Here is a 10,670-nt window from a genome sequence, read left to right on the forward strand (position 1 = left end):
CCACCGCTTATTTTCTAAAGTAATTATTTAAGAGTTATAGGGTTATAAAGATATTGTGTTGGCGGACGGGGTTAAAATTTTTGGTTCAGCCAACTCTATATCTTTATAACCATACAACCCTGTAACGATACAACTCTTTTATGGCCTACGCCCTCATTACCGGTGCCAGTAAAGGCATCGGGCTGGAAATAGCCAGAGAACTGGCCCGCCGAAAATTCGATGTACTACTGGTAGCTCGTTCGGCATCCATATTGGCTGATGTAGCCAGGCAGTTAGCCAGCGACTATGGCGTCAAGACCGATACGTTCGCCATTGACCTGGCCGAATCGGGATCAGCTCAACAGGTTTTCAACTGGTGCGCAGAGAAAAACTATACGGTTCAGACTTTGGTCAATAACGCAGGATACGGGTTGAGCGGGCCTTTTGAAAAACATTCGCTGGCCGAACACACGGATATGATGTCTGTGAACATGACAGCGCTAGTTGAGTTGACGTATCTCTTTCTGCCGCAACTTCGCCAGCAATCCAAAGCGTATATCCTCAACATTGGCAGTTCGGCAGCCTATCAGGCGGTTCCTGGTTTGAGTTTATATTCCGCTTCGAAAGTATTTGTGCTCCAGTTCAGCCGGGGTCTGCATCAGGAGCTACGCAAATCATCGGTGTCTGTTACGTGTGTTTGCCCCGGCTCCACGGACACCGCTTTCGCAGATCGGGCCCAAATTGGAGAAAAAGGCCGGAAAGCCGCCCAGAAAGTCAACATGACACCCCAGGACGTAGCGAAACAGGCTGTCGAAGCCATGCTCGCCGGGAAGACTGAGGTTGTAACAGGTCTCTTGAATAAAGCCGGGAAGCTGATGGCCTGGCTTCTTCCAAAAGGGCTGGTTGAAAAAACAGCCGGAAGTATTTACGATTAGAACGTAACGTTTTCTTCAAAAGCGCGAACCCCGGTTTGATGCCGGGGTTCGCGCTTTTTTGCACTTCACCAATGGATGGCACTTTCTTTATATCATTGCGGTTGTATACATATAACTTTACAAAGACGTTGGATGCGAACCTTACACCAAAGCTTTCTTTCCTTGCCTGCCGACGTCCAGCTAACACATGCAATTTTCCGATTTAACCTTAATTGATCCGATTCTGAAGGCGCTCGCCGAGGAAGGATATTCCACCCCTACACCGATTCAGCAACAAGCCATTCCCGTTCTGTTAAACCGCCGTGATTTATTGGGCTGCGCTCAAACGGGCACGGGTAAAACTGCCGCTTTCGCCATCCCGATTCTGCAGTTACTCCACGAGGAACGTAGCAAAAACCCAAAGACTCCCCGACGTATCAAAACGCTGGTACTGACGCCAACCCGCGAGCTGGCTATCCAGATCGATGAAAGCTTTGCGGCTTACGGCCGTCATTTGAACCTGCGTCATGCCGTTATTTTTGGTGGCGTTTCCCAGTATAGCCAGGTAAATGCGCTTAAAGCAGGGCTCGACGTATTGATCGCTACGCCTGGCCGTCTGCTGGATCTGATGAATCAGGGATTTGTTACACTTCGCGACGTGCAGTTCTTCGTTCTCGACGAAGCCGACCGTATGCTCGACATGGGCTTTATTCATGATGTAAAACGGGTCATCGCGAAGTTACCCGAGCGTCGGCAATCGCTGTTTTTCTCAGCAACCATGCCCCCCGACGTAGCGAAACTGGCCGATTCGATTTTGCACAATCCTGCAAAAGTTGAAGTAACGCCCGTTTCGTCGACCGCCGATACGATTCAGCAGGCCATGTACTTTGTCAGTAAAGAAGACAAGCGTAAACTGCTCGTGCATATTCTGAACGATGCGAAGATTCGGTCAGCGCTGGTATTTGCCCGCACCAAACACGGAGCTGATAAAGTGGCCAAAGATTTGCTGAAGTCAGGCATTAAAGCTGAAGCTATTCACGGAAATAAGTCACAAAACGCTCGTCAGCGCGCACTTTCGAATTTTAAAAGTCGCGAAACTCGGGTGCTTGTGGCGACCGATATTGCCGCCCGTGGTATTGATGTCGATGAACTCACCCACGTCATTAATTATGAACTGCCAAACATTCCCGAAACCTACGTACACCGTATTGGCCGGACGGGCCGGGCTGGGAATGACGGAATCGCGCTTTCGTTCTGCGACGCCGAAGAAACGGCTTACCTGAAAGATATTCATAAACTGATTGGCAAAAATGTACCTGTTGTAACGGAGCATCCTTATGTGCTCGACGTAGCAACAGCGCCAGCAACATCTACTCCTGCTCAACGTCAGGGACGTAGCAACAATGGCGGGCATCGTCAGGGAGGGCAACGGCCGCAAGCCGGACATGATCGCCGGAATGGTTCGTCGGCCAACGGTTGTCAAAACCAGAGCAATGAGCGTCGGGCAAGCAATGATTCGCCCCGACGCAGCGACAACCGCAATCAGACACGTAACGATCGCCCTACCGATCAGCGACCGCGCAGCGAACCGCGCTCGTCAGTTAGTGACAAAAGCGAACAACGTCCAGGTCGAGGTACAGGCAACAGTCGCTATTTAGACTTCAGTTCTGATAAAAATTATTAAACAAAAAATCCCGGAACGATCCGGGATTTTTTGTTTCAGGCTCATATGAGTAGGCAAGCTATACTTACGGTATTTGACAATACGTAGTATAACGACATGAACATGCTCCGCCTTCTTTTCAGTTTGCTTTTGATCAGTACCCTGGTAAGCCATGCGTTCTTAGTACAGGCACAGGTGTTACGTCCCAGGATGATGTTTGGGGATTCAACTCACCGAAAACCCGGATTTTCAAAAGATCCGCACGTTGTCTGGTTTGGCAAACGGTACTTACTTTATTATTCCGTTCCGACCGGTAAAGATGCCGCTGGAGCGGATCGCTGGGGAATTGGTATCGCCGAAAGCCGCGATTTGACGAACTGGCGTAAGATCGCCGAAATTCTACCGGCAGCCGACTATGAGCAAAAAGGCTTGTGTGCGCCAGGTGCGTTGGTACGTAACGGCAAAGTCCATCTGTTTTATCAAACGTATGGCAATGGGCCTAAAGATGCGATCTGCCATGCCAGCTCAACTGACGGGATTCATTTTGACAGAAACCCAACCAATCCCATTTTCCGTCCGGAAATTAGTCAGTGGTCATGTGGACGCGCGATTGATGCCGACGTAGTGGAGTTCAATAATCAATACTTTCTCTATTTTGCAACACGCGATCCATCCTACAAAATTCAGCAGATCGGGGTGGCGGTGGCACCCGCTACGTCCAATTTTGACCGTCAGGACTGGAAACTTTTATCGACAAACGGCCCTATCCTGAAGCCAGAATTATCATGGGAGGGCGAATGTATCGAAGCGCCTTCCGTTGTCCAACGGGGTAATGAATTAGTTATGTTCTATGCCGGCGCGTACAATAACTGGCCGCAGCAAGTTGGCGTCGCACGCAGTGTTGACGGCCTTCACTGGGAGCGCGTCCAAAACGAACCTTTTCTCAAAAACGGGTCTCCCGGCAGTTGGAACGCTAGTGAGTCCGGGCATCCGCACCTATTCAGGGCACCAACCGGCAAAACATACTTATTTTTTCAGGGCAACAACGACAAAGGGAAAAGCTGGTTTTTATCGAACGTTGAAGTTAGCTGGCGCAAAGCAACTCCTCAGTTAATAAACGAATAGGGTCGCTTCATTACGTTTCCTGTTTGCCCTATCGGAGATTCGTAGGCATTGTCTTGACTTTTCATGTAGATTTGTTGTACTACCCTTTACCGTATGAAACGACTTCTTTTGCCTGTCGCAGCGTTGGCGGCACTGGCGCTTGGCTGGTCTCAATTAAGACAGAATCTTACCGACGACAAACCCAACGATTACACCAACTGGAGCGAATACCTCGGCGGCCCCGACCGGAATCATTATTCGGCCCTTAGGCAGATAACCCCTGATAACGTCAGGAGCTTACAGGTTGCCTGGCGCTACGCAACGCCCGACAGCGGCCAGATTCAAACCAGCCCCATTATCATCGATGGCGTGCTGTATGGCGTTACACCCAATGTACAGGCGTTTGCGCTTGATGCGGCTACCGGTAAAGAAATCTGGCGATACGGGGGCCTGAAAAAAGCGGGAGCCAACACGAGTCGGGGGGTTACGTACTGGGCACCCAAAACGGGTGAAAATTCCAACGATGCTCCCCGAATTCTACACTCAATGGGCCCGCTCCTCTACGCGCTTGACGCCAAAACCGGGCAACCGATTTCTTCCTTTGGACAGGACGGCCATATCGATCTGCACGATGGGCTGGGTGAACAGGCCAAAGATAAATTCATCATTTCCAATACGCCCGGTACCATCTTCGAAGACCTGATTATCATGCCCGTTCGGTTGTCGGAAGAGGCCGATGCCGCACCGGGATATGTCCGGGCGTTCAACGTTCGGACCGGCAAACTAGCCTGGACATTCCATACGATTCCGCATCCCGGCGAGTTTGGCTACGAAACCTGGCCGAAGGAAGCGTACAAAAATTTCGACGTAGGGGGCGCTAACAACTGGTCGGGTATGGCTGTTGACCGGGTTCGGGGAATTCTCTACGTACCAACCGGCTCGCCTTCCTACGATTTTTACGGCGGTAACCGCAAAGGACAGAATCTGTTTGCCAACTGTTTGCTGGCGCTCGACGTTCGGACGGGTAAACGTTTATGGCATTACCAGGCTGTTCATCATGATCTCTGGGACCGAGATTTTCCGGCGCCCCCTAATCTGATAACCGTTACCCAAAATGGCCCCGACGGTCGGCCCCGGAAAATTGATGCGGTGGCACAGGTCACCAAAACCGGCTACGTATTTGTGTTTGACCGCGTAACGGGTAAGCCCCTGTTCCCGATTAAAGAGGTTCCCATTCCTAAATCCAACGTGCCGGGCGAGACCACATGGCCAACACAACCGATGCCGCTGAAACCGGCCCCATTTGTTCGGCAGGTCATGACGGAAGCCGATATCAATCCCAATTCAGTTGATCGGGATTCACTACTGGCTCTTTTTCGTAAAGTAGGCAAGCGGCCATATGAACCGATCACGAATAAAGGATGGGCGCTAATGATTCCGGGCACCGACGGTGGAGCTGAGTGGGGTGGCGCAGCCGCCGACCCTGACGGCATTCTTTACGTCAATGCCAATGATATTCCCTGGCTGTACAAGTTGGTCGACACGCCTAAAGAAGACGAATTAGCTCATCTTAGTCCTGGCCAGCGCGTTTACACTCTGAACTGCATGAGCTGCCACGGTCCTGAGCGAAGAGGTAATCCACGTAGTGGCTACCCGTCTTTGGTCAATATTGGCCAGCGCCGTGATCGGCCATACGTTCTGCAAACCGTCAGCAATGGGCGAGGCATGATGCCCGGTTTTACAGCTCTTTCTGCCGAAGAAAAAAATGCCCTGATTGCCTTCCTGTTCGATGACGAAAAACAGGAAGCGCCCAGCAGTGCATCTGGTACTACGAAAGCAAAACGACCCTATCTGCCTTACAAAATTACTGGCTACAACCGCTTTCAGGATAGTCAGGGGTATCCGGCCATTAAACCGCCCTGGGGTACGCTTAGCGCAATCAATCTGAACACTGGTGAGTACGCCTGGAAAATACCGCTTGGCGAAGAGAAAGGCCTTAAAGCGAAAGGCATTTCGAATTCGGGTACCGAAAATTATGGTGGTCCGGTAGTAACAGCCAGCGGGCTGCTCTTTATCGGCGGGTCGCGCGATGAGAAATTCCGGGCTTTCGACAAAAAAACGGGAAAACTGCTTTGGGAAACGGACCTGCCAGCTGCAGGTTTTGCCACGCCCGCTACGTATCAGATTGGTGGTAAGCAATACGTAGTGATTGCCTGTGGAGGAGGTAAAGTGGGGGTAAAAAAAGGAAATCAATACGTAGCGTTTGCGCTGCCCTAAGCATGAAAGCTCTGTTTTACATTGGCATTGCGGGTCTGTTGCTTTTCGAAATAGCGAATGTTTATTTCATTATGCCTATGCCCGGAAGCCAGCGCATGAACAGCCTTGACCTGGCGTATTTTCTATACACCTGGCGCTGGCTTTTTCGGATTGTATTTGGTCTGCTAATCGTGATTGGCGCTTTCAGTGCTTTTCGTCGGGCTAAATGGCTAAGTCTCGCTGCACTGGCATTGGTGGCTGGGGTTAGCTATGCGTTTAATTTTCGAATGGCAGCCGACCATATGTTTTATCAACCAGGCCGTTTGCAGATGAAACCAGCCAGCCAGAACGTAGTGAAATCCGATCGGGAGGTCGTAGGGATCGTTGTTAACGGCCAGGCAAAGGCATACCCGATTCAGTATATTGGCTATCATCACCAGGTGCTGGATACCATTGCCAGACAGCCTGTTATGGTTACGTACTGCACCGTTTGCCGCACCGGGCGCGTTTTTCGTCCGGAAGTGAATGGCAAGCCGGAGGTATTTCGGCTGGTAGGAATGGATCATTTCAATGCTATGTTCGAGGATGCAACGACGGGAAGCTGGTGGCGGCAGGCGAATGGCGAAGCAATTGCGGGCCCGTTGAAAGGCAATACGTTACCCGAAGTATTCAGCGAGCAAATGACGCTCAAGCAATGGCTGGCTCTGCACCCCAACAGCCTCATTATGCAGCCGGATACAACCTACAAGGAGCGTTATGAAAAAATGGACAAATACGAACGGGGCAAAGGTGGAAGCGACCTCACCCGAACCGATAGCCTATCCTGGCGCGACAAATCGTGGATTGTAGGCCTGAAAATTGGGCAACAGGCAAAAGCTTACGACTGGAATCGTTTAAAACGTGAGCGACTTATCCATGATACGTTGGGAGGACATCCGATTTTGCTGGTCATCACACCGGACAATCGAAGTTTCTTCGCGTATGAGCGCCCAACTACCTCCGCCCGCTTTACACTCCGGCACGATACGCTTAGGAATGATAATCAGGCATACGCACTTACGGGTAAGGCATTACCGGCTGGGCAGGCTCTTTCGCGTATTTCAGCCTATCAGGAGTTCTGGCATAGCTGGCGAACGTTTCACCCTCAAACCAGTCGTTACTGATAAGCCCCAGCTTGTTATCGGGCGAAGAGATGCCGAATCTGCTGATTGCTCTTAACCGGTTCAATTTTACAAAGTGCTCATTTACAAGAAAATCCTCGTATCCGGCATATCCTAAAAATGCCCGATCAGAAGCATGGAGAGCACGATCAATAACAGGAATGATATACTCAAAATTATCGTCCAGGGGCCAAGCTGTACCTTCTTAAACATGGTATGTATTCGCTATGATTCAGCAACCAAAGCGCGCCCTTTGTATATCCTACTGATAATCAAAACATTAAATACGATAAATAGATAAAACTTAACATAGCTTTTCTCAGGAGACTTATTACTGATTAAACCGACCTGGAATTCACAGTAATTTTCAGTCAACTCCAGGCTATATACGTCCACTCAGTACGTTCGTCTCAGAACCTGTTCTTAGCGCAAAGGCCCAATCTATTCAGGGTATCAGAAGGTTTTTTGGTTGTTAAGGGTTATCCGTGGTTACAACCAATTAACCGGATGCTAGTGAGTAGTAAGTTTATGGGTTTAATCTTCTTATACGTAATAAAGCTTCTCTGTCCGGTATTCGAGCTTGTAAGTATTATAAGTAATAGAAAGGATCAATGCTTACGATCATATATCAACGAAAATTATTGCGCTTGTGTCTGTTTTGCTTCTGCACGATTGCCCTCATGCAGAGTTGTAGCCATGTCGACAAACCAGTTGCAATTACAAAGTTGGCCGATCAACTACCCGAAACAGTTGATTACAATCGGCATGTCAAGCCTATTCTTTCCGACAAATGTTTTTTCTGCCACGGTCCCGACAAAAACAGTCAGAAAGCAGGGCTTGAGTTAGCTACTCGCGAAGGGGCGTTAGCCGCGCTGAAAAAAGCCAAAGGCAAACACGCAATCGTGCCGGGCGATCTGGCCAACAGCGAAGTTTACCACCGGATTATCACCGCCGACGAACACGACATGATGCCGCCCAAAGCGTCCAACCGCGTTTTGTCGGATTACGAAAAAGCCATTCTCATAAAATGGATTGAGCAAGGGGCGGAATACAAACCGCATTGGGCGCTGATCAAACCCCAAAAATCGGCCCTTCCTACAGTGCAGGACACGCAATGGCCGAAAAACCCAATCGATTATTTCGTGCTCCAGAAAATGGAAGAAAATGGGCTGAAACCTTCGCCGGAAGCGGATAAAGAAACGCTGCTACGTCGGGTATTTCTCGACCTGACGGGCCTACCTCCTACCCTTGGAGAAATCGATGCCTTTCTGGCCGATACGTCGCCAAATGCGTACGAAAAAGTAGTTAACCGGCTGTTACAGTCACCCCACTATGGCGAAAAAATGGCTGTCGATTGGCTGGACCTCTCTCGCTACGCTGACACCCATGGGTACACGGTTGACCGTTACCGACCGATGTGGCCTTGGCGTGATTGGGTTATTCAGGCTTTCAATCGTAATCAGTCATTTGATCAGTTTCTTACCTGGCAGCTGGCGGGCGATCTGCTCCCGCATCCCAGCCGGGAACAACGGCTGGCTACGGGCTTCAATCGAAATCACTCCCAGAACATGGAAGGTGGTATTATCAACGAAGAGTTTCGGGTGGAGTACGTTGCTGACCGCACAAATACGTTGGGAACGGCTATGCTTGGCATGACAGTCGAGTGTGCCCGCTGCCATGATCATAAGTTCGATCCTATTTCACAAAAGGATTACTACAGCTTATTTGCCTTTTTCAACAATGTCGATGAGGTTGGGCAAATTTCCTGGGACGATGCCATGCCCGTTCCCACAATGCTTCTGTCCGACCGGAAACAGGATAGCCTGATCGCTTTTATTGATACCAAAATCAAATCGACCGAAAACGCACTTACCCAAACCACCGAAAACGAACGTAACACCTTCACGCAGTGGCAGGCTCGCTCTGAAAACAACGTAACGTTTAATCCGCAAAAAGGGCTTCAGGCCCATTTTACATTCGACAACCTTGTGAATGGTAAGTTTGTCAGTTCTGTCTCGCCAGCCGATAAAGGCACCGTAGTCGATCCGGTTTTGACAGCGGGGAAAGTCGGGCAGGCGTTCCGATCGAACGGCGACGACATTCTGAGCCTGGGGAAAGTGGGTATTTTTCATCGGGCACAACCGTTTTCAATTGGCGTGTGGGTGAACGTACCGCAGGATTTAAAAAAAGGTGTCATTCTCCACAAAGGGCAGGGTGATATTCTATACAATTTCCGGGGTTATTTTCTGAACGTTCGCGATGGCAAAGCCGAAGTTCTAATGGCGCATACCTGGCCTTATAACAGCCTGGTCCGGGTAAGCCAGCAACCATTGCCAAAGCAAAAATGGATTCAGCTTACGATGACGTACGACGGGTCGAGTAAAGCCAGTGGACTGAAGCTGTACCTGGACGGCAAGGCAATGGCCATGGTGACGGAAAAAGACAACCTGTATAAAGACATAATCTGGCCTAAAGGCAAACATCTGGGCAAGGAACAACCGGGACTGCAGGTTGGCGCCGATATGCGGGGGTCGGGTTTCAAAAACGGCCTTGTCGATGAACTGGTTGTTTATGACCGAGAATTAACCGCTCCCGAAGTAACATTATTGGCTCAATCGGGCGTGAGCAACCAGGTTAACGTAGTGAAAGCCCAGAGCCCCAACGTGCTGTTCCCCTACTACTTAGCCAACGTATCGGTGCCTTATCAGAAACAACGTAGCGAACTTCAGAAATTACGTACAGAACGCAACCGACTGGCCGAAGATGTACCGGAAATTATGGTGATGGAGGATATGAAAACTCCTCGTCCTACGTACGTGCTCAAGCGAGGAGTGTACGACGCACCCGCCCAGCAGGTTCGCCCGGATGTACCGGCAACGATCTTACCCTTTTCGCCCGAACTCCCCCGTAATCGACTGGGATTAGCCAGGTGGCTATTGCATCCCGACAATCCGCTGACGGCGCGCGTCGTCGTTAACCGCTACTGGCAAACGTATTTTGGAACAGGTCTGCAGAAATCATCCAACAACTTTGGCAACCAGGGCGGCTTGCCAACTCATCCCGAACTGCTCGACTGGCTGGCCGTTACGTTCCGGGAAGGAATTGGCGGAGCGTCGCCCTGGAATATAAAGGCCATGCAAAAACTGATTGTCATGTCGGCTACGTATCGTCAATCGGCGCGAGTAACAAAAGATCGTTTACAAAAAGACCCTGAAAATACCTGGCTATCACGCGGGCCGATGTTCCGACTGACCGCCGAAATGATTCGAGATAACGCGTTAGCAGCCAGCGGATTGCTATCTTCCCGAATTGGCGGTCCCAGCGTAAAACCCTACCAGCCGGATGGGTTGTGGGCGGTAAACGGCGCTGTTTATGAGCAGGACAAAGGAGAAAATCTTTATCGACGAAGTTTATACACGTTCTGGCGACGAACCAACCCGCCCCCATCGATGAATACGTTCGATGCGCCTTCCCGAAGCTATTGTGTTGTTCAGCGACAAAAAACCAGTACGCCCCTGCAAGCGCTGATTCTGTTGAACGATCCACAGTTTGTGGAAGCCGCCAAGGTTGTATCCGAACGATCGTTTGCTCAAC

The 10,670-nt window shown here is 50.2% G+C and carries 6 protein-coding genes; all 6 read left to right on the plus strand.

The genetic code is table 11. The annotated features are described in order from the left end of the window. The first annotated feature begins 140 nt into the window (after window positions 1-140). Complete coding sequence (locus tag ACOJS8_RS18220) at window positions 141-914, plus strand: SDR family NAD(P)-dependent oxidoreductase (RefSeq protein ID WP_420149977.1); 774 nt, start codon at window positions 141-143, stop codon at window positions 912-914. 187 nt (window positions 915-1,101) lie between these two features. Then, window positions 1,102-2,577, plus strand: a complete 1,476-nt coding sequence (locus ACOJS8_RS18225; RefSeq protein ID WP_420149978.1) for a DEAD/DEAH box helicase — start codon at window positions 1,102-1,104, stop codon at window positions 2,575-2,577. 102 nt (window positions 2,578-2,679) lie between these two features. Further along, window positions 2,680-3,681, plus strand: a complete 1,002-nt coding sequence (locus tag ACOJS8_RS18230) for a family 43 glycosylhydrolase (RefSeq protein ID WP_420149979.1) — start codon at window positions 2,680-2,682, stop codon at window positions 3,679-3,681. Between the two features lie 93 nt (window positions 3,682-3,774). Next, complete coding sequence (locus ACOJS8_RS18235) at window positions 3,775-5,937, plus strand: PQQ-binding-like beta-propeller repeat protein (RefSeq protein WP_420149980.1); 2,163 nt, start codon at window positions 3,775-3,777, stop codon at window positions 5,935-5,937. Between the two features lie 2 nt (window positions 5,938-5,939). Beyond that, entirely contained in the window at window positions 5,940-7,079 is a 1,140-nt protein-coding gene (locus tag ACOJS8_RS18240; RefSeq protein WP_420149981.1) for a DUF3179 domain-containing (seleno)protein, read from the plus strand. Between the two features lie 722 nt (window positions 7,080-7,801). Next, window positions 7,802-10,670, plus strand: a 2,869-nt coding sequence (locus ACOJS8_RS18245) for a DUF1553 domain-containing protein (protein WP_420149982.1), incomplete at its 3' end; no start/stop codon positions are given.

It is taken from the genome of Spirosoma sp. (genome assembly GCF_048594605.1).
Taxonomy (GTDB): Bacteria; Bacteroidota; Bacteroidia; order Cytophagales; family Spirosomataceae; genus Spirosoma.